This window comes from Geobacillus sp. CCR, assembly GCF_052906625.1.
The window spans coordinates 58,945-79,364 of record NZ_JBREBQ010000003.1; the positions used below are offsets into that span (position 1 = coordinate 58,945).

Consider the following 20,420-nt stretch of genomic DNA (forward strand, 5'->3'; position numbering starts at 1 on the left):
CAGAGACAGCAAAGGCAGTGAACCGAATTGAGCATTTACACAGGAAAAAAAATCTTAATTATCGGCGGCACGGGGACGATCGGGCAGCATCTCACCAAAGCGCTCTTGCAGCATGACCCGAGCGTCATTCGCATTTTCAGCCGCGATGAGCATAAACAGTTTGAACTGGCGCAACAATTCAAACAACATGCCAAAGTGCTTCGCTATTTAATCGGAGATGTCCGCGACGAAGCGCGGGTGCTGCGGGCGATGGAGGATATTGACTACGTCTTTCATCTCGCCGCCATGAAGCATGTGCCCGCTTGTGAATACAATCCGTTTGAAGCGGTGAAAACGAACATCATCGGCACGCAAAATGTCATTCAAGCCGCTTTGAGCGCCGGAGTGAAAAAGGTGTTATTCACCAGCACGGATAAGGCCATTTCGCCCACGAACACGTACGGCGCGACAAAGCTGACGGCGGAACGGTTGATCGCGGCGACCGAGTATCAAAAAGGACCGAAGAAAACGATTTTCTCGGCGGTGCGGTTCGGCAATGTCATGGGGTCGCGCGGTTCGGTCATTCCGTTGTTTAAAAAGCAGATTTTAGAGGATCGGGAAGTGACCGTCACCCATATGGACATGCTTCGCTACATGATGACGCCGTCGCAGGCCATTTCTCTCATTCTAAAAGCGAACGAACTGGCCGTGGGCGGAGAAGTGTTCGTGCTGAAAATGCCCGTGGTGGCGCTGAAAGATTTAGTTGAGGTGATGATTGAAGAAGTCACCAAGAAATATCGCATCAACGAGCCCATTCGCATCAAAGAGATCGGCTTGCGCCCGGGGGAAAAAATGTATGAAGAGCTGATGACAGAAGATGAAGCGCATACGGCGTGGGAAACGGACGACATGTATGTGATCGGCCCTCCCTTTGGCTGGAAGCCGCATGCCTATCCAAAGGAATGGAGCATCCGCCCGTGCCAAAACCCGTTTCAAGGCGAGATGATTGAGAAAGAAACATTGCGCCGTTGGATTTTGGCAGAGGGCTTAATATAGGAGGAACGGTGAGTGATTAAGAGATGAGCATCATGTTGTTGGCAGAAAATGAGCGCTTTTTGCAAAACCACTATCCATCCATTTGGCAGCTATGGAAGAAAATTGAGCATGCTCCGATTTGGTCGCAATATGAAATCGTCCGGTCCCATGCTGGGCCGCCGACGATTCAAGTTCATGTAGATGAACGCCCTCTGTATTTGCACAGCAAATACAATCCCGAACAGGAAGCCGAGCGCCTCGCCCAGCAGTTCAAAGACCAAGTGGAGCAATGCGACCATTTATTTTTTTACGGCATCGGGCTTGGGTATCATGTTGAAAAACTGTTATCCATGTTTCCTGATAAGTCGTTCACCATTTATGAACCGAATCCGTGGGTCTTTTTCCGCTTTCTGTCGTGCAAACGGGTGACCGAATGGCCGCTTCATCGGCTTCGCTATTTGTATGTCGAAACGGACGAGGAATCGCGCAGGCAGTTTTTTGCCGAGTTTGCCAACGCGCTCGAGACGAATGTGGGGCTTGTGGCGCTGCCAAGCTATGAGCGCATTTTCGTCGACCAATATCGACAATTTGTCCAACAGTTTCGAGATATTCTCCAGTCGAAGCGCATCAATTTGGCGACAGAATTTGCCTTTAGCAAACGTTGGACCCTAAACAGCGTTATGAACTTGCCGACAACGTTGCGATCGCCGAGCATTTTCAGCCGGAAAGAGCATTTTCGTTCCAAGCCGGTCTTGCTCGTGGCCGCTGGGCCGTCTCTGCAGGAGGAATATGACAACCTTCGCTATATAAAGGAAAAAGGGCTGGCCTATATCTTTGCCGTCGGATCGGCGAATCGAGCGTTAGTGGCGAACGGCATCCTTCCTGACGCTGTTTGCACGTATGATCCACAGGCTCATAATTTCGCTGTGTTTTGGGACATGATTGACAAAGGCATTGACGCCCACGTGCCGATGATTTACGGGACAAGCGTCGGATACGAAACGATTCAAAAATACAAAGGGCCAAAGTTTTATGCCGTGACATCCCAAGATACGGTCACGCCGTACTACTTGGACAGCCTTGACCGCAGCGAAGTCATTGATGATGCGTTTTCGATCGCCATCATTACATTGCAAATCTTGGCGAAGCTGGAGGCGAATCCGGTCATTCTTGTCGGGCAAAATTTCGCCTTCCGCGACAATTACTATTATGCGAAAGAAATCAAACGGGGAGAAAAGCAGACCGCTGAAGTGCTCGAACATGAGCGGCGCGGCCTCATGCAAGTGAAGGACGTATATGGACATCTTGTCACGACGAATGAATCGCTCAACCAAATGCGGCTGCTGATGGAGCACTATATCCAGAAGTATGCTCAGATCGAGGTCATCAACACGACAAAAGGTGGTGCGGATATTGCTGGTGCCCCATTCGTTCCGCTGGAGGCCGTCATTCAAACTCGGTTGACGCAGAAAGCCGTGAATGAAAACTGGCATGGCGGCCAAGAAAGCAACGGGATGCAAGGGGTGGAAGACAAAATCGGGAGCATGAAGCGTGCGATGACCGATTTCATCAAGAGATACAATGAACTTGAAGCCATGTTTCATGAGTTGGAGCAAGCCGCTATTCGAAAAAAAGAAGACAAATTGCGCAAATTGTTCGCCCGCTTCGATGAGCAGTTCCGCCGCTTGACCAAAAACGACTTTTTTGACGTATACGTCCGGCCTGTCGTTCGTGTCTATACGGAAATGTTGCAAAAGGAAGCGCACCACATCCGCAAAGAGCAAGACCCCGTGGTGAAAGCGGGCAAGGTGGTTCGGGCGTTCCGCAGTTATTTGCATCTATGCCAACAAGTCTACAACGACATGGCGCCGTTGGTGCAAACATACTTGCACCCCGCCCTGAAACAGAAGGACGATGGCTGGAAGAGACGCGAATGCACATCTAGTGAATTTCAATACATCGGCCAATGGCGGAAAAAGGAGATCAGAATTGAAAAACAATCGTCCGGGGAAGCGGAGGTGATCAGCGCATATTACGAAACGAACGAACCGAATGCCACGATTAAGTTTACGTTTAAAGGGACGGCGCTTCGGGTGATTGGGGCGAGGCACGCGGAGTGTTCGGATGAGATTCGGATCGCAATTGACGGTCATATTGAAAAATTTTCGGGCAGAGAAAAACGCGTACATCCCCCCTTTCCACCTAGTTTTAACCAGTTATTATTCGAAAAGCATAATTTGAATGTTGGAGAACATGTGGTGGAAATTGGGTTGCAAGGTGATGGTTGGTTTCTTTTTCAAGGGGTCGAATGGCAGGAATGAATAAGAAAAAGGTCATCACCACAACCTTATACTTGACAAGCCGTAAAGTTTCCTATATACGCAGAAATTATAAATTTACCGATTTTTCTAATATTTATGAATATGGATGTTCAGAAAAATATCAAGTGGGCTCTTCACCAAAAGTTGTACTTGATTTTTTCTGAACATACCCTATTTACGCTTGTGAGGGAAAATCAACAAATCAGCGCTTTTTGCACATCTTTGCGCAGGAAACTGTATTGCTTGTCAAGCACATGTTGCGGTGAAGATCCATCAAGTGTAACTGTTGGTAAAAAATAAAAAAGTAATTTGAAAGATTCATCTGTGCAAGGAACAGGAGAGTGAAAAGGGAAATGGTGATTATTTTCGGCGCAAGCAGTGGAGGGGAAAAAATTCTTAGGGAACTCATTGATCTCCAAATCGATTTCTTTGTTGACAACGATTCGGAAAAATGGGGGACTATGTTTTTTGGATATCCTGTGTATTCTCCAGAAGTGATCGCTGAGCAACCGTTGAAGGGATTGAAAGTTTTTGTAGCCTCTATTTTTTATGAAGAGATTAAAAAACAGTTGGAGTCATTTCAGTTGATTGAAGGAATCCATTTTTATAATGGTCTTCAAATTGTAGAGGAAAGGAAACGTTTTCGTCATTGTGTGGTTAGACTGGAACAATATGTGGATACGGGAGTTAAAAATATTGAACAGGAGTTGCAAAGGAGAGCTCTTCAAGAAACTGTTGATTTTGTTGAACAGCATCTCATGAGGGTCCCTTCTTTTCCAGATCGCTACTCGCTGTTGGAATATGCGTTGAGTTTAGCGGAAACAGGGGGGCTCTTCTTGGAGTTTGGTGTTTTTCAAGGAGATAGCATTAATTTTATTTCATCGAGAGTTCCTCATACCGTTTATGGATTCGATTCGTTTGCGGGATTGCCTGAGGATTGGCGAGATGGATTTCCTCGAGGAGCCTTTCGAATCGATCAATTGCCGAGGGTAAACGATAATGTCCAACTAATTCAAGGGTTGTTTCACGAAAGTTTGCCTAAGTTTTTGCAAATAAACCATGATCATTGTTCGTTTATTCATATCGATTGCGATTTATATTCCTCGACACGGGATATTTTCCATGCATTAGACGAGAGAATTGTAGAGGGAACCATTATAGTATTTGACGAATTTTTTAACTACCCAGGGTGGAAGAACGGAGAGTTTAAAGCGTTTCAAGAATTTGTTACGAATAATCAAATCGAATTCGAGTACATAGCCTATTGTCGTTATCATGAACAAGTAGCGGTAAAAATCAAGGGAAGAAGTAGGACGTCATGAAATCGGCTGCCTTTTCCTTGCTATAACCATAGATGAAGGAGAAGCAAAGAAGAGTTTCAGGGAAGTGGATGTTGTGAAGAAGAAATGTAAGTTAAAAGCGGTGACAAGGAGATAGGAAGATGCTTAAGCTGTTTCATAATCTTCAGCAAAGAGATTGGCGTGTTGAGATTGTTAGGGAAGCATTGGAGCGATACAATGAGCAGGAAGTGGCCATTTACGGCACAGGGAAGCATACAGAGTGGTTATTGGGCGAAATCGGCCAGCTTGTCACGAAAATTGCCTGCTTACTTGATCGTGATGAAAACGTGGAAGGAGAAGGAAAATTCGGTTTGCCTATTTGCACGGTGGAAGAGGCAATGGCGGCTGGAATTAAAGCGATTATCATTTCTTCTACCTTTGAAGAGGAAATTTATGAGCGGCTTCAGACTGTCAGGCAACAGGAAGTGGAAATCATCCGATTATACTCACAAGAGGCCATGAGCAAAGGAAAGAAAAGTATTATTACACACATACAAATGATAGCTCGCGAATCTAAATGCTATGACTTCATTGATAGACGAAAAGGACACTGTCAACTTGCTGTCGTACTAGCGGGGTATAAACCATATCTTTGGCCTTTTACTCTTGGAAGGTTGGCGAAGTATGTCCCTTCAAATGTCGATGTTTGTATCGTATCTTCCGGCCTCTACTCCGAGGAGTTGGCGCGCTGGGCTGAGCGTCATCAATGGTCATATTTATATACAAAGATCAATGACGTTTCGCTGGCGCAAAACTTGGCGATTGCGGAACATCAAGATGCAGAATGGATTTTTAAGCTGGATGAAGATATTTTTGTGACTGAACGATATTTTCAACAATTGCGTTCCGGGTATGACCGTATTATTGAAGAGGGGTTGTTCCATCCTGGATTTGTTGCGCCGATAATTAATCTGAATGGATACACTTACGTGAAATTCCTCAAAGCGTTGGAGTTGGATCAGGAATATAAGCAGGTGTTTGGAGAGTTGAGATATGCGGCCAATGGAATTAAGTGTCATTATGACCCAGAGGTTGCTCGTTGGATATGGCGACATAGTCTTCCCTTAGAGGAGGTAGCTCAAAAAATTGCTAGCAAGCCTTTCGACTACTCAACTGTGCCTCATCGCTTCAGTATAGGAGCGATTCTATTTAACAGGGAATATTGGGAACAAATCGGGGGATTCAAAATTGGAACGAAGGAAGGCATGCTAGGGGGAGACGAAGAGGATCTATGTCAAAAATGTGTAGAACTTTCACGTGTCATGTGTGTAGTGCATAATGTGTTCTGTGGGCATTTCTCCTTTTTCTTACAGGAAGAAAGTATGAAAGCATTTTTAGAAAAACATAGGGAGCTTTTTATGATTCGCTGACGGAAAGAAGAACGAAAGGAGTTGACAACATGGCACCTTTAGTGGGAATAGTGATTTGCAATTTTAATAAAAAGGAATATTTAATCCGTTGTATAGAATCAGTTTTAGATTCGTCGTATCAAAATTTTTCATTATATGTGGTGGATAATGCCTCCACAGATGGATCAGCCGAACTTGTGCGAGAATTATTTGGTGGGAAACTAACGCTTATTATGAATGATGAAAATAAAGGCGGGACAGGTGGATTTAATAGGGGAATGAGAGAGGCACTTCGAGCTGGGCATCGATATATTTTATTGCTTGACAACGATGTGGTCATTGACAAGGAAACTATAAAACATTTAATAGATGTATTGGAAGAGGATCCTTCCATTGGTATTGTTGGTTCGGCGATTTATAAGATGGACGCTCCTGATCAGTTGCAGGAAGTGGGAGCCGCCATTGATTGGGATGAGTTCAAAGTGGTGCCTTTCTATCAAGATGTCTTGCAGCCAAAGCATTTGCCGTACATAGTGGAAAGTGATTACGTTCCAGCATGTTGCGCTTTAATTCGTGCAGATGCGGTTCGTCAGATCGGGTTGATGGATGAAAAATGGTTTATTCATTGGGATGATATAGAATGGTGCTATCGTTTTAAACAGAGAGGGTATCGCGTTGTTGCATGTTCACGGGCCAAAGTTTGGCATAAAACGGGAGCCGTCTTGCACACAAGCACCTTTCCTCATTATTATTTAACCAGAAATAAAATCCGTTTTTTTGCTAAATATGCAAAACAAGATAATTTAATGAATTTAGCTAAAATGATCGTTGATGAATGGTTTAAAGCGCTCTATTTTGGAGGATTGAAAGGCAAACGTACAGTCGCGCAGACTATTTATATGGCCTACGAGGATGCACTAAATAATGTAACAGGAAGAGCCAAAGAACATCGAATTTTTGAAATGGAAACTGTAAAGGTTGACCTTTTGGAGCCGGTATTGAGATCAACCTCTAAAGTTATAGTCATAGCAGAGTCTGATGCCAATCCTACTATTCTGATGAATTATATGGCTCGAAAAGGGATTGAATATGTTGTAAGATCCGTGGGTGACAATGGAGTTGGATCACAATGGATGGGAGCACAAGACATCAGGAATGATACAGTTGTTCTATATTTTTGTAAGCATGTTTTGGATATACCCGATAACGTGTCACATGTCATTGTGGTCGATCAGTTTTTTAATGTTATGGATTTAAGAAAGGGAAGAGATGCTATTCGAGCAGTAAGGAATTTGCGACAACAATTGTTTGAAGGGATGGCCCCGTTGATTTATGCTAGACTTTTGCATTTGCGACATGTATTAAGCGTGCAAGAAGAAGGGAATAAAGATGATGCAAAGATCCCCATTAGTTAGTATTGTCATGTTGGCTTGGAATCGAAAAGATGACGTACGGGAGAGTTTGCGTCATATTCAGAAGATCGACTATGAGCCGTTGGAAATCATCGTTGTGGATAATGCTTCCGACGACGGGACAGCACAAATGGTAGAAGCCGAGTTTCCTGATGTACATTTGATCAAGATGAAAAAAAATATAGGCATCGCTGCGTATAATGTTGGATTCGAGCAGGCGAAGGGAAAGTATATTGTGATCATTGACGATGATTCTTTCCCCGCCAGACATGCGATTCGGCGAATGGTTCAAGTGTTTGAAAAAGATGAACGGCTGGGTGCAGTGGCTTTTGATGTGCGCAATTATGATCATTACGATGAGATTAAAAACGAATTAGAGGATACAGATGAAACAGAAGAAGTGAAGGCCGTAGCCAGCGACTACTTGATGTCTTTTAATGGTGCGGGCGTAGGGATTCGGAAAGATTTATTCAAAAAAATTGGATATTATCCTGAAGAATTTTTTCTTTATTATAATGAAATGGATTGCGCCTTTAAAATTTGGAATGCAGGGTATCGCATTGAATTTTATTCTAACATTGTTTCTTATCACAAGTATTCGCCTAAAAATCGCGCTTCTTGGAGAGCGCCGTTCTACTACACAAGAAATGCGTTTTGGCTCGTTTGGAAGCATTATCCTATGGATATGGCGTTAAAAACGACTCTTATATTAATATATGATTGCCTTTATTATTCCATGGAACAGAAAACCATGGTTTACTTAAGGGCTATGTGGTCAGCTTTTCGTGAAGCATACAAATTAAAAGGAAAGCGAAAGGCAGTGGATCCGGCTATCGCACAGAAGCTGCGTGTCCCATTCAATCTTTCGTTTACATTCTATCGGTAACACTTAGGAGGCCGGTGGCAAACAGGTTTTGCATCCAACTCAGCGGCTTTGATTGGGAAAAGGATATGAATATGACAAAGTTTTTTCGATAGATCCATAATGGGCATCAGCCGCTTCATCCCACCGGCCTCTTTTGGGTGAAAAAGGAATTGAAGCATCTATGCATGGTTATTAAGGAGTACATAGTCGGATGAAAAAACTATTAATCGTTCGATCTGCAAGTATGCAGCAGTTAGATAACAACCTAAAGGCGATTATCAATACATTTCCTGATTACGAGTATCATATGTTGACACATGAACACAGTGTCAAACTTGTAGAAAAATATGATGTCATCAAAAAAATCATTGTATATCCTTATAAGCAATCCTTTTCGATCAAAAGACCGGTGCCCGAATTAAAAAACGAAATTTATGATGTTGTGATCATCCCCGTTTCCAATTTGACCGGAGCTGGCTTTTTTAATGTTTTTCAATTTTCATTGTCATTAAAGTCGAAAAGGCGAGTAATTTGCAATCTGATTTCTGATTTATGGGACATTACCCCAGGACAAATTCGCTGGATGAGAATGAAGCATATCATGATGTCAATTGTATCTATGACTGGATCAATTATCGCCGGGTTATGGGTTGTTCTGTTCTTGCCATTCGTGTTAAAAAGGCTTGAAAAAAAAGGAGAATAGCAACATGTTTGACTATGTCGTTGTTGGTGCGGGATTTGCTGGAGCAGTCATTGCAGAACGAATCGCTACTCAATTAAATGAAAAGGTATTAGTCATTGAGAAGAGAAATCATATTGGTGGCAACGCGTATGACTATTATGATGAAAACGGAATTTTAGTCCATAAGTATGGGCCGCACATTTTCCATACTCGTTCCAGAGAAGTATGGGACTATTTGTCGCAATTTACGGATTGGCATTTATATCATCATCATGTTCTCGGTTCGATTGATGGGAAAAAGGTTCCGATTCCGTTTAATTTAAATACATTACATGAGCTGTTACCTGAATCGTTTGCCAGACCTTTGGAAGAGAAGTTAGTGAGCAAATTCGGTTATAACGTAAAAGTTCCCATTTTGAAGTTGCGTGAAACGGATGATAAGGACTTAAAGTTTTTGGCGGATTTTGTTTATGAAAAAGTGTTTCTGAACTATACGACAAAACAATGGGGAATGAAACCGGAAGAGCTAGACCCGACGGTTACTGGAAGAGTGCCGGTATATATTTCTAGGGATAACCGCTATTTTCAAGATGCTTATCAGGGAATGCCAAAAGAAGGTTATACGAAAATTTTCGAAAAGTTATTATCCCATTCTAATATTAAGCTTATGTTAAATACGGATTATAAAGAAGTAATAGACATTGACGTTAAGAATGGAAAGATCAGTTTGTTTGGGCAGGAATTTAAAGGAATATTGGTTTATACAGGGAAAATCGATGAATTTTTTAACTATGAATTTGGTGAGCTTCCTTATCGTTCTCTTCGCTTTGAATTTGAAAACATTCAAAAGGAGTTTGTGCAGCCTGTTGGTACCATCAATTATCCGAATGAATATCAATTTACGAGAATTACGGAATTTAAACATTTAACTGGCCAAGAGCATTCATCAACAACAATTGTCAAAGAATATCCTCAAGGTTATGAACGAAATGTAAAAGGGAAGGATATTCCTTATTATCCTATTCCAAAAAAAGAAAACTTAGAGTTGTATGCCAAATATAAAGAGTGGGCGCGGCAGTTCCCTCATGTTTTCTTTGTAGGACGGTTGGCTGAATATCGCTATTATGATATGGATGCGGTTATCGCAAGGGCGCTTACGGTATTTAAAAATTACATTTTACGGTGAACAAGGAAAATGAATGATTTTTACGTCTATCTTTTCGACCTCGACGACACACTATATTGCGAGTACGATTACGTCAGATCGGGATTTTGGACGGTGGCGAATGAGCTGGCGAAGCAGCGTCCAGACATAGGGATAGACGGCATTCATCAAATGCTGATCGATGAATGGCGGCGAAATGGGCGCGGGCGGGTGTTTGATGACGTATGCACGCGGCTAGGGATTGACGCCGATATTGCCCGCCTCGTCCGTCTTTACCGCAGTCATCGGCCCGATATTTCGCTATATGATGATGCGAAGGAAGTCCTGGCTCATTTGCGACAGACAGGAAAAAAGCTTGGCATCATCACGGATGGGGATTCGACGATGCAATGGTCGAAAATCAAAGCGCTTGAACTCGAGCATGTCGTAGATGCCATCATCGTCACCGGCGATTTGGGAAGGGAACATTGGAAGCCGAGCGAAACGCCGTATCGCAAGATGGTGGAGGAGTTGGGGGTGGATTTTCGCGATTGCGTATACATCGGCGATAACCCAAATAAAGACTTTATTGCCGCGAAAAGGCTTGGGATGGGCACGGTGCGGATCATTCGAGATGTCGGCGATCATATGCGAACGATGTTGGGGGACGAATACGAAGCGGACATGACGATTCATTCGTTGACCGAATTGATTGACAGGCGTTTGTAGGTGGGAGGCTTTTTCCGCGTTTGGTGAAAGAGGTGGTTCGTATACACGTATTGGTGACCAGCATTTCCAAAAAGATTCCGTTGCTTCAAGCGGTTCGACGCGCCATGCAGAAAATCGGAATGCCAGGGATTTTGATCGGGGCTGATCGAAACAGTAGCTGCATTGGCCAATATTTTGTCGACGAATTTTGGCACATGCCTTCACTTGAACAGTTCACTGTTGAAGAATTCATTTCGATTTGCCGTCAAAAGTGCATCCGCTTTATTATACCGACAAGAGATGGCGAGCTTCCATTCTTTTCTTCCTATCGTCAAGTATTCGAAGAGAATGGTATAGTTGTTATGGTGTCTGAACGGAACGCGATTGAGACTTGTCTCGACAAGCTGCGGTTTTATGAGCGGCTCTCTGCTCAAGGGTTTCCTGTCATTCCGACAGCACTTTCGCTGGAAGAGCTGAACCATGGTGATTATGTTGTGAAGGAGCGTTACGGAGCGGGGGCGAGAAACATAGGGCTTTGTTTAACAAAAGAAGAAGCAAATTGGCATGCCAAGGAGCTGGAGGCCCCTGTTTTTCAACCTTTTATCGCTGGGACAGAGATCAGCATCGATCTCTACATGACGCGGATGGGGCGAGCGAAAGGAGCAGTAGCGCGAAAAAGAGATTACGTGGTCAATGGGGAGTCGCACATCACCACCACGATCAGAAATGAAAAATTAGAGGGCATGTGTACCGCTGTCGCCTCCTATTTAGGGTTATACGGGCATGCGGTGATGCAGGCGATCATTGATCGTGAGGGGCAGTTTCATCTCATCGAGTGCAACCCCCGCTTTGGTGGGGCTTCGACGTTAAGCATCGAAGTGGGGTTGGACAGTTTTTATTGGTTCTTTCTTGAGGCGCAGGGGAGGAATTTGGACGATTATCCATTTCATCGTTCACCGAAAGAGAAGAGGCAAATTCGACATCCAGCCGATTTTGTGATCGATTGGTGAAGGAGGATCGACTTGAAAACGATCATCATCATTCAAGCGCGCATGGGGTCGTCTCGGCTGCCGGGAAAAGTGCTCATGCCGCTTGGGGATACGGTTGTGTTGGACTATGTTGTTTCACGATGCCAACAAGTAGAAGAAATTGATGAAGTGGTGGTGGCGACGTCCACTCTGATGCAAGATGATGCGATTGAAAATTGGTGCCAGAAACGCTATGTATCTTGTTTCCGCGGCTCAGAGGGCGACGTGCTTGCGCGCTATTATGAATGTGCAAAACCTTATCAGCCTGACTATGTGATTCGTGTGACGGCGGATTGTCCGTTTGTTGATTTTGAACTAGCCAATCAAATTGTTGCGGCCATGAAGGCTGAGCCATCTGATATTGTCATAGTGGAAGGAGAGCTGCCGCGTGGTCTAGTTGTGGAAATGATGTCGTTTTCCGCGCTCGAATACATTTATCATCATGGGAAAGAGCCGCGTCATCGTGAGCATGTGACGTACTATGCCTATGAATTTCCGAGTGAATTCCGCCGCACCTATGTTCAAGCGCCGAAAGACATTTGTCAACCGCAGTTGCGCATCACATTGGATACCGAAGAAGACTATCAATTGTGCGCGGCCGTTGCGAACCATTTCAAAGGGAATCGGCTTGTTCGTTCGAGCGAGGTCGTTCAGTTTTTACTGGCTCATCCCGATGTGGCCAAGCTCAACGCCCACGTTCAGCAAAAACCGGTGGTGTAACATGTGTACGCGGAGGCAAAGCGATGAGTGATCAAAATAAAACGATTGTCCTTTATAATGGGCAAAGTCAGTATGGTGTGCTTCGATATTTTATTCAAGATCTCGCTGCAAGTTTTCAACGACTTGGTTTTGAAGTGAAAATTATAGATCTTCTAGCATCTTCATGGATAGCAGAACTAGAAAGAGTTTTAAGAGAAAAAGAGGTATTTTTCTTCTTATCCATGAATGCCATGGGAATTGACATAAAGGTTGGAGATAAGTCGTTATATGATCATTTAAATATTCCATTATTCGCCTTTTTAGTTGACCATCCTATGTATCATATAAATCGATTAAACCAAGGAGTAAAAAATCTCATTGTTTCGACTGTGGATCAAGCCCATCTTTCATTTCTAAGAACCTTTTTGAATGGAGTATATTCCAAAGTTTTTATTCCTCATGGTTCTTCGTATCATGAGGTTTCTGTTTCAAGTAAGACAATAGAAGAGAGAAAGATCGATATTTTATTTGTGGGGACGTTTACAAATCCAGATCACTTCCGAAAACAGTGGACAGACTGTGATAAGTATATCGGTAAATTGTTTGATGCAATTATGGAAAAATATTTATATACTCATAATCAAACGTTAATTGATATAGCTGAGAGTGTATTTGTCGACTATGGAATTGATCAGGAATATATGCATCACGTTAACTTTTGGAGTCATCTTGTGAATGTAGATTTGTATATACGAAACAGGAGAAGAATGGAAGCGGTTTTGGAAACGGCCAAGTTGGATGCTAGATTTGAAGTATATGGGAATGGATGGGAAACTTTATTCACTAATCATCATTCCATAAAGTTGAATCGGGCTATTGGTTTTGGAGATGTATATGAGAAGATGAGGGACTCCAAACTTGTTCTGAATGTTTTGCCCAATTTCGTTCACGGTGGTCATGAGAGAATTTTTACGACTATGCTAAATGGATCCGTTAGTTTGACAGACAATAATCTATTTTTGGAAAGTGAATTTAAGGACGGAGAAGATCTTCTTTTGTACTCTTTTGCTCCATATCCTCATGCTAGGATACAGTCATTTTTGGATGATAAAGTAACGTTGCAGAAGATTGCTGAGAATGGAAGAAAGAAAGTGATGGAAAAGCATACTTGGTTGGCAAGAGCGGAAAAAATCGTTGAAACGGTGATGTATCACAAACATTTTATGGCTTGAATGGATAGAGGCGAATAGGATCATGAATATTTTATTCCGTGTCGACTCATCGTTTGCGATCGGAACCGGCCATGTGATGCGCTGTTTGGCGTTGGCGGAGATGCTGAAAGAAGCTGGTTGTGCCGTTTATTTTGCGATGAGGGCAGGCCCAGGGGATTTGTGCGATGAGGTTGAACATAAAGGGTTTCCTGTGCTTCGCCTTGTGTACGAAGGACCTGTTGTACAAAAAATCGATGCGAAGCGGACGATTGAGGTGATTAGGCAGCAGCTTCCATCGCTCGATTGGTGCATTGTCGACCATTATGAGCTTGATCGCTGCTGGGAAGAAAACGTGAAAGCCTATGTCGGCCGTATGATGGTGATCGATGATTTAGCGAACCGTTCTCATGAATGCGATATTTTGTTGGATCAAAACTATTACCAGCATTCTCAACAGCGGTATCATGGACTTGTGCCGCCAGGCTGCCGTCTATTGTTAGGTCCACAATATATGTTGTTGCGGCCGGAATTTTATGAAGCGAAAAAATTCTCCAATCTTCGCAACGGTCAAGTGAAGCGGATCCTTCTGTTTTTCGGCGGCAGCGATCCGACGAATGAAACGGAGAAAGCGCTGCATGCTTTCAAGGAGTTGGATGTTCTTGATGTGGAAGTTGACGTTGTGGTAGGGAAAGCCAATTCGAATCGTTTTCGCGTGGAACAATTCTGTCGTGAAATGGGCTTTCATTACCATTGCCAAATTGATTACCTTGCTGAGTTGATGGCAAAGGCGGATTTTTCGCTGGGGGCCGGCGGCGTGTCGATGTGGGAACGATGCTTTCTCGGCCTGCCCTCCGCGGTGACGATCGTGGCGGAGAACCAAAGGCGATCGACGGAAGACGCTGCCGCGTACGGAGCCGTTTGGAATATAGGTTGGCATGCAGATGTAAAATCGGCTGATTATGCCGATATCATAGATAGAGCGATGGCTTCACGGGAAGAGCTGAAGCACATGAGCCGCAAAGCGCTCGAATTGGTGGGGAGTACAAAAGAGTATATTGTACATCCGGTCGTGAAGGCGCTATTGGAGGGATGATTCATTGATCCAAGACATTCAAATCGGCCACCGTCTTATTGGGCCAAATCATAAACCGTTTATTATTGCGGAAATGTCCGGTAACCATAATCAATCGTTGGAAAGAGCGTTGGCCATCGTGGAGGCGGCAGCGCAAGCAGGCGTCGATGCGGTGAAATTGCAGACGTATACGGCGGATACGATGACGCTCGATATGGACGAAGGAGATTTTTTTATTGATAACCCCGAGAACCTTTGGCGGGGGAATTCGCTTTATAAGCTCTATCAGGAAGCGTACACGCCTTGGGAATGGCATGAACCGATTTTTCGACGCTGTAACGAATTAGGGCTTATCGCGTTCAGCACTCCTTTTGATGAAACGGCCGTTGAGTTTTTAGAGGAACTGAATGTGCCTGCCTATAAAATCGCCTCGTTTGAAAATACGGATTTGCCTTTGATCCGCAAGGTTGCCGAGACGGGGAAACCATTGATTATTTCAACAGGAATGGCAACAGCGGCGGAGTTGGACGAAACGGTTAGAGCGGCGAGGGAAGCGGGATGCCAGGATCTGATTTTGTTAAAATGTACAAGCACCTATCCTGCGACGCCGGAGAACTCCCATTTGGCGACGATTCCGCATATGAGAGAGCTGTTTCAATGTCAAGTCGGACTGTCCGACCATACGATGGGCATTGGAGTCAGTGTCGCCGCTGTTGCGCTCGGCGCCACTGTCATTGAAAAACATTTTACCCTTTCCCGCGCAGAAGGAGGAGTGGATGCCGCTTTTTCCATGGAACCGCATGAAATGGCTGCCTTGGTGACGGAAACGGAACGGGCTTGGCAAAGCATCGGCCATGTTCAATATGGCCCTACGGACGCGGAGAAAGCATCATTGAAACATCGCCGGTCGTTATACATTGTGCGAGATATGAAGGCAGGCGAGACGTTGACGAAGGAAAATGTGCGCGCGATTCGTCCTGGCAATGGATTGCCGCCGAAATATTTCGATCAGCTGCTTGGAAAAACCGTGAAACGCGACGTAAAAAAAGGAACGCCGGTGACATGGGATTTATTATGGTAAGGAGTGATCCGTATGAGAATATTGTTGACAGGCGGTGCGGGGTTTATTGGGCGCGCCGTGGCGAAACGGCTGCTTGACGATGGACATGATGTCTGGATTGTGGATGACCTTTCGAATGGGCGGGAAGAAAATATTTCCGAGTTTCGCCATCATCCGAATTTGAAGCAATTCATCGTCGGGGATATCAAAGATGAACGTTTGCTTGCCCAGCTTTTTCGTGAACATGAATATGATCTTTGCTACCATTTAGCGGCATCGATTAACGTACAGGATTCCATTGATGATCCTAGAACGACGTTTTTCAACGATACGGTTGGAACGTTTTATCTTCTTGAACAATGTCGGAAGCATCGAACTAAATTGGTTTTTATGAGCACATGCATGGTGTATGACCGTTGCTATCATGAAACAGGGATTGCCGAAACTCACCCGACAAAGCCGGCTTCGCCGTATGCTGGAGCGAAAATTGCGGCGGAAAATATGGTGTTGTCTTATTTCTATGCTTATCACCTGCCCGTTGTCGTTGTGCGTCCGTTTAATACATATGGTCCTTATCAAAAAACGAGCGGCGAAGGCGGGGTTGTCGCCATCTTTATTCGGAAAAAATTGATGGGGGAGCCGTTGCACATTTACGGCGATGGCACGCAAACACGTGATTTATTGTATGTGGACGATTGTGCACGATTTGTTGTTCAGGCAGGCTATTCAGACAAGGTGAACGGGGAAATCGTGAACGCTGGATTAGGCCGGGACATTTCGATCAATGATTTGGCCAAGCTCATCGTGGGCGATGAAAAGCGGATTGAGCATGTTCCCCATATTCACCCACAGAGCGAGATTCAGAAGTTGTTATGCAATTATGAGAAAGCCAAGCGGTTGCTTGGTTGGGAGCCGCAAGTGTCTCTTGAAGAAGGGATTCAAAAGACGGAAGAATGGATCAAAACGAGCCGCCTCATGTAGTCGGGGCGGCTTTTCTTCAGTGTATCCAAGGAGGGAATGAGGCGTGAAGCTAGCGATCCATGGTGGAACCCCTGTGCGTGAATCCTTTTTGTCTTACGGACAGCAATGGATTGATGAAGAGGATATTCAAGCGGTGGTCGAAACATTGCGAAGCCCGTTGATTACACAAGGACCGAGAATTCAGCAGTTTGAAGAAGCGGTGGCCCGCTATGTCGGGGCGAAATATGCGGTGGCATTTGCCAATGGAACAGCCGCTTTACATGGCGCTTGCTTTGCCGCTGGCATCTCTCGGGGAGATGAGGTGATTACGACCCCGATTACCTTCGCAGCCAGCGCCAACTGTGTTCTGTATGTTGGCGGAACACCTGTGTTTGTGGATATTGACGAAAAAACGTACAATATCGATCCAAGCCGGATTGAGAAGGCCATCACTTCGCGCACGAAGGCGATTATTGCCGTTGATTTTACAGGCCAGCCTGCCGATTTAGATCCAATTCGGGAAATCGCCAGAAAATATGGTCTCGTCTTCATCGAAGATGCTGCTCATTCTCTAGGTTCGTGTTATAAAGGAAAGAAAGTAGGCTCGTTGGCCGATATGACGATGTTCAGCTTTCATCCTGTCAAGCATATTACGACTGGTGAGGGAGGGATTATTGTCACTGACGATGAGGAGTATTATCATAAATTAAAACGCTTTCGTACGCATGGGATTATAACAGAAAATGTAAACAATGATGAAGGGCCTTGGTATTATGAGATGGTGGATCTCGGCTACAATTACCGAATGACGGATTTGCAAGCAGCGCTTGGGCTCAGCCAGTTGACAAAGCTTGATGCATTTGTGCAGAAACGGCGAGAAATTGCTGCGATCTATAATGAGGCGTTTTCTAACGTTCCTGGTGTATGCATTCCTTATCAACTTCCATATGTTGATTCTAGCTGGCATTTATATGTACTTCAGTTGCAATTGGAGCATTTCCGGGTTGGGCGCAAAGAGATCTTTGAAGCACTGCGAGCAGAAAATATCGGTGTGCACGTTCATTACATTCCGGTTTATTTCCACCCTTATTATCAACAACTAGGATATAAGAAAGGCATTTGTCCGATTGCGGAAAAGTGGTATGAAGGAGCGTTAACGATTCCCATTTTTCCGAAAATGAGCGAATATGATATTCGAACGGTTATAGAAGGGGTAAACAAAGTGCTCTCCTTTTATCGAAAATAACGAGGTTTGCCGCCTGGTTTTTATGTGATGGAAGCAGCTTTCTGAGTTTTTATTGGTGATCGCGGCAGGAAATGGCGATGGGAATGGAGAAAGGAAAAATACGGTTTCATGATTTAGGTATCGTTAACAATTTGGACCTTAGGTATTAAGGGCAAGGTTACATCTTGTTTATTTCAAAACGTATGTTCATAATGAAAATAAAGACTGTGGCATGGAGGTTGTATCATGTCTGGCAAAGAAAAGGTCGTTCATTTTAAATACTTGTTTGCTGATGACTATAATCCTGTCTACGTCAATGGGGCGCACGGCGGAATTTCTCCGCAGGGGGAGATTGTTGTGAACTTTTATTTTGAACGCCGTCCCTTGCCTTACGAGGAAACATACGTGTTTGAAGGAACGGGACAGCCAGCAAGAAAGACGGATGTACAGCCCCCTGACCATGAGGAAAATGTGATCCGCTATGTGTCAACTGGGGTTGTGATGAATTTGGAGACCGCGAAACTTTTTCACGAGTGGCTGGGTGAGCATATTATGATGTTGGAACAAATTCGGAACGAGGGGACACAGCGATGATTTTACCCGCAGAGAAGTCTTCATCTACTGGAATCGACGAGTATTTTCGTTTGCCGAAAACCCAAGCTGTCCGTGCCCGTTTCCCCGTTTCGGAACCATTGATTCGGGAAACAGTGGGAGAGGAACATGTTTGGTTGCCCCATGTTGAGGAAACAGCAACACCAATGAAAACGGTGATATGGCGAAATGAGCATTCTTTTGGACGGGTGACTCCCTTTATTTATGACCAAGTGCGAAAGGCAGAAAACATAGCCAAACTGCAAGCCATCAGAGAACTGGGAAGCGATTGGAATGGAAATGGCGCCGATTCATTTTCCGGTAAATTGATTGAGAAGGTCTTCAATGTAATTCACACGATCATTAAGCAGCCGAAGCTGTTCCCCACAGCACGAGATAGCATTCAGCTTGAATTTGAAAAAGAAAATGGCGATTACTTGGAGTTTGAACTTTTTGAAAACAAAATTGATGTTTTTGTGTCATATGCAGATGGGTGTGAAATGGAAACATCGATCCCATACGATGTGCGGGAGATTAATCGAATCATTGTTGACTTTTATGAACCCAAAGATCGAACGGGAAGAAAGGCTGTTTAGAGCTGTTTTTCCGAGCATTGTATGGGATGAGGAGCACAATCGTCCATCATCTGCTTTGTTCAAAGATAAGAGAGGGGTTTCTGTTGACCGAGACGGTGGACGCACGGAGGAAGAGGTCGTTTCTAGGTTTCAAGACCGTTTTGGTGTGGAAAAAGTAAAGGCTGTCGTCTATGTTGAAGCCGGTTTTTGTATGGATATCGGCGCTCATCTTGTTTATTGTCCGTCGCGACGAAATCCATATCATGCCGAAATTCATGATTCCCCTAGTAAAACGATGTTATCAACCGCTAAAGCGAGAAAGCTGGCATTGCATTGTGCAGTTGTTTATCGCGCATAGATCTACAAGACTGGTGAAAACAAAATTTTCCTTCCCCCGACAAAACCGTCCGTCTCGACGCGCAAGAACCTCTAATAAAGCGTCGGAAAAAGAATCTTCATTTAGATCAATAAACCGGATGTTTGGCGGGGGAGTGACGATTTTCCATGCGTATTCGATGTCGTCTTTGTCTTCGAGGGAATTGGTCTTCTTGAATGCCTCAGCTGATTTGCTTTCGCTCCCTCTCTTCTTTCTTCTGTTTCAAAAACTGCTCTAAATGTTCCACCCCCAACGTACTCATCTCCTTTGCTTTTCGATACCTTGTATTATACATCAATTTTTCCAAGAAGGACTCTTTCTTCGTTGCCCACCGCATTTCTCTCCTTCCCCTCTTCACACTTCCCATGTTTCATCCGATATAAACAATAGAAAGCGTCCAAACCAAAGGAGCGGATCCGGATGACGATTGAACGGGTGTCTTCTTCTTTCCTTTCATATGAGCCGATGCGAAGCGAACAGGTGCATCCAACCGTTGAACGCGCGGCAGTGCAGCCTCAAGAAGCGGGGGGTTCTGCTTCTTCCCTTTTTCAACCGCTTTCGGAAGAAGCTGTGGAGAAAGTGGTCAACGGCTTGAATGAGCTCGTGCAGCCGAGCCATACGTCGGTTCGGTTTGAGCTGCACAAAGAGTTGAACGAGTATTACGTGCAAGTAATCGATGAAAAGACGCATGAGGTGATCCGCGAAATCCCGCCGAAAAAGCTGTTGGATATGTACGCGGCGATGATGGAGTTTGTCGGGCTTTTGGTGGATAAAAAAATTTAACGGTG

Annotated in this window: 20 protein-coding genes; 19 read left to right on the plus strand and 1 reads right to left on the minus strand. The window is 44.4% G+C overall.

The features are described from left to right. The first annotated feature begins 27 nt into the window (after positions 1–27). The 18 genes from ACVBDQ_RS02455 (at position 28) to ACVBDQ_RS02540 (ending at position 19,277) form a co-directional block, all read left to right on the plus strand. Positions 28–1,035: a UDP-N-acetylglucosamine 4,6-dehydratase family protein gene (locus ACVBDQ_RS02455; RefSeq protein WP_110107538.1), complete on the plus strand. Its 1,008-nt coding sequence runs from the start codon at positions 28–30 to the stop codon at positions 1,033–1,035. Between the two features lie 32 nt (positions 1,036–1,067). Further along, positions 1,068–3,335: a motility associated factor glycosyltransferase family protein gene (locus tag ACVBDQ_RS02460; protein WP_110107813.1), complete on the plus strand. Its 2,268-nt coding sequence runs from the start codon at positions 1,068–1,070 to the stop codon at positions 3,333–3,335. A 341-nt stretch (positions 3,336–3,676) separates the two neighbouring features. Next, positions 3,677–4,657, plus strand: a complete 981-nt coding sequence (locus ACVBDQ_RS02465) for a class I SAM-dependent methyltransferase (protein WP_252181490.1) — start codon at positions 3,677–3,679, stop codon at positions 4,655–4,657. Positions 4,658–4,776: 119 nt separating this feature from the next. Next, the gene (locus ACVBDQ_RS02470) at positions 4,777–6,045 is read left to right on the plus strand and encodes a hypothetical protein (protein ID WP_025949814.1); all 1,269 of its coding nucleotides are present in this window, start codon (positions 4,777–4,779) and stop codon (positions 6,043–6,045) included. 29 nt (positions 6,046–6,074) lie between these two features. Then, positions 6,075–7,439, plus strand: coding sequence for a glycosyltransferase family 2 protein (locus ACVBDQ_RS02475; RefSeq protein WP_025949815.1), 1,365 nt, complete (start codon positions 6,075–6,077; stop codon positions 7,437–7,439). Beyond that, positions 7,414–8,322, plus strand: coding sequence for a glycosyltransferase family 2 protein (locus tag ACVBDQ_RS02480; protein ID WP_110107542.1), 909 nt, complete (start codon positions 7,414–7,416; stop codon positions 8,320–8,322). The genes ACVBDQ_RS02475 and ACVBDQ_RS02480 overlap by 26 nt, the downstream gene beginning before the upstream one ends. Before the next feature lie 190 nt (positions 8,323–8,512). After that, positions 8,513–9,004, plus strand: coding sequence for a hypothetical protein (locus ACVBDQ_RS02485; RefSeq protein ID WP_110107544.1), 492 nt, complete (start codon positions 8,513–8,515; stop codon positions 9,002–9,004). A 4-nt stretch (positions 9,005–9,008) separates the two neighbouring features. After that, entirely contained in the window at positions 9,009–10,169 is a 1,161-nt protein-coding gene (gene glf, locus ACVBDQ_RS02490) for a UDP-galactopyranose mutase (RefSeq protein ID WP_047819021.1), read from the plus strand. Positions 10,170–10,178: 9 nt separating this feature from the next. Further along, positions 10,179–10,856: an HAD family hydrolase gene (locus ACVBDQ_RS02495; RefSeq protein ID WP_110107546.1), complete on the plus strand. Its 678-nt coding sequence runs from the start codon at positions 10,179–10,181 to the stop codon at positions 10,854–10,856. A gap of 20 nt (positions 10,857–10,876) precedes the next feature. Further along, positions 10,877–11,845 (plus strand): ATP-grasp domain-containing protein, encoded by a 969-nt coding sequence (locus tag ACVBDQ_RS02500; protein ID WP_110107548.1) that lies wholly within the window; start codon positions 10,877–10,879, stop codon positions 11,843–11,845. A 12-nt stretch (positions 11,846–11,857) separates the two neighbouring features. Continuing rightward, positions 11,858–12,583 carry a cytidylyltransferase domain-containing protein gene (locus ACVBDQ_RS02505; RefSeq protein WP_110107550.1) on the plus strand — a complete coding sequence of 242 codons (726 nt, stop codon included), beginning with the start codon at positions 11,858–11,860 and terminating at the stop codon, positions 12,581–12,583. A 23-nt stretch (positions 12,584–12,606) separates the two neighbouring features. Beyond that, entirely contained in the window at positions 12,607–13,794 is a 1,188-nt protein-coding gene (locus ACVBDQ_RS02510; protein ID WP_318549511.1) for a glycosyltransferase, read from the plus strand. 22 nt (positions 13,795–13,816) lie between these two features. Continuing rightward, on the plus strand, positions 13,817–14,866 hold the full coding sequence (gene pseG / locus ACVBDQ_RS02515) for a UDP-2,4-diacetamido-2,4,6-trideoxy-beta-L-altropyranose hydrolase (protein WP_110107555.1): 1,050 nt from the start codon (positions 13,817–13,819) through the stop codon (positions 14,864–14,866). Between the two features lie 4 nt (positions 14,867–14,870). Beyond that, positions 14,871–15,926, plus strand: coding sequence for a pseudaminic acid synthase (pseI, locus tag ACVBDQ_RS02520; RefSeq protein ID WP_110107557.1), 1,056 nt, complete (start codon positions 14,871–14,873; stop codon positions 15,924–15,926). A 12-nt stretch (positions 15,927–15,938) separates the two neighbouring features. Beyond that, positions 15,939–16,886: a dTDP-glucose 4,6-dehydratase gene (locus tag ACVBDQ_RS02525; protein ID WP_110107559.1), complete on the plus strand. Its 948-nt coding sequence runs from the start codon at positions 15,939–15,941 to the stop codon at positions 16,884–16,886. A 43-nt stretch (positions 16,887–16,929) separates the two neighbouring features. Then, on the plus strand, positions 16,930–18,111 hold the full coding sequence (gene pseC, locus ACVBDQ_RS02530; protein WP_110107561.1) for a UDP-4-amino-4,6-dideoxy-N-acetyl-beta-L-altrosamine transaminase: 1,182 nt from the start codon (positions 16,930–16,932) through the stop codon (positions 18,109–18,111). 225 nt (positions 18,112–18,336) lie between these two features. Continuing rightward, on the plus strand, positions 18,337–18,684 hold the full coding sequence (locus ACVBDQ_RS02535) for a hypothetical protein (protein WP_023633660.1): 348 nt from the start codon (positions 18,337–18,339) through the stop codon (positions 18,682–18,684). Then, positions 18,681–19,277 (plus strand): hypothetical protein, encoded by a 597-nt coding sequence (locus tag ACVBDQ_RS02540; protein ID WP_110107563.1) that lies wholly within the window; start codon positions 18,681–18,683, stop codon positions 19,275–19,277. The genes ACVBDQ_RS02535 and ACVBDQ_RS02540 overlap by 4 nt, the downstream gene beginning before the upstream one ends. A gap of 536 nt (positions 19,278–19,813) precedes the next feature. On the opposite strand, the gene ACVBDQ_RS02545 is transcribed toward ACVBDQ_RS02540, so the two are convergent. Further along, entirely contained in the window at positions 19,814–19,969 is a 156-nt protein-coding gene (locus ACVBDQ_RS02545) for a hypothetical protein (RefSeq protein WP_171011192.1), read from the minus strand. Between the two features lie 83 nt (positions 19,970–20,052). On the opposite strand from ACVBDQ_RS02545, the gene flaG reads away from it, so the two are divergent. Further along, positions 20,053–20,415, plus strand: coding sequence for a flagellar protein FlaG (gene flaG / locus ACVBDQ_RS02550; protein ID WP_110107565.1), 363 nt, complete (start codon positions 20,053–20,055; stop codon positions 20,413–20,415). Positions 20,416–20,420: the final 5 nt, after the last annotated feature.

Bases quoted from the DNA above. Each gene is read 5' to 3' on its own strand.
- ACVBDQ_RS02460 (WP_110107813.1), top strand. From the start codon at position 1,068: ATGTTGTTGGCAGAAAATGAGCGCTTTTTGCAAAACCACTATCCATCC.
- ACVBDQ_RS02470 (WP_025949814.1), top strand. From the start codon at position 4,777: ATGCTTAAGCTGTTTCATAATCTTCAGCAAAGAGATTGGCGTGTTGAG.
- ACVBDQ_RS02475 (WP_025949815.1), top strand. From the start codon at position 6,075: ATGGCACCTTTAGTGGGAATAGTGATTTGCAATTTTAATAAAAAGGAA.
- ACVBDQ_RS02480 (WP_110107542.1), top strand. From the start codon at position 7,414: ATGATGCAAAGATCCCCATTAGTTAGTATTGTCATGTTGGCTTGGAAT.
- ACVBDQ_RS02485 (WP_110107544.1), top strand. From the start codon at position 8,513: ATGAAAAAACTATTAATCGTTCGATCTGCAAGTATGCAGCAGTTAGAT.
- glf (WP_047819021.1), top strand. From the start codon at position 9,009: ATGTTTGACTATGTCGTTGTTGGTGCGGGATTTGCTGGAGCAGTCATT.
- ACVBDQ_RS02495 (WP_110107546.1), top strand. From the start codon at position 10,179: ATGAATGATTTTTACGTCTATCTTTTCGACCTCGACGACACACTATAT.
- ACVBDQ_RS02510 (WP_318549511.1), top strand. From the start codon at position 12,607: ATGAGTGATCAAAATAAAACGATTGTCCTTTATAATGGGCAAAGTCAG.
- pseG (WP_110107555.1), top strand. From the start codon at position 13,817: ATGAATATTTTATTCCGTGTCGACTCATCGTTTGCGATCGGAACCGGC.
- ACVBDQ_RS02525 (WP_110107559.1), top strand. From the start codon at position 15,939: ATGAGAATATTGTTGACAGGCGGTGCGGGGTTTATTGGGCGCGCCGTG.
- ACVBDQ_RS02535 (WP_023633660.1), top strand. From the start codon at position 18,337: ATGTCTGGCAAAGAAAAGGTCGTTCATTTTAAATACTTGTTTGCTGAT.
- ACVBDQ_RS02540 (WP_110107563.1), top strand. From the start codon at position 18,681: ATGATTTTACCCGCAGAGAAGTCTTCATCTACTGGAATCGACGAGTAT.
- ACVBDQ_RS02545 (WP_171011192.1), bottom strand. From the start codon at position 19,969: ATGCGGTGGGCAACGAAGAAAGAGTCCTTCTTGGAAAAATTGATGTAT.
- flaG (WP_110107565.1), top strand. From the start codon at position 20,053: ATGACGATTGAACGGGTGTCTTCTTCTTTCCTTTCATATGAGCCGATG.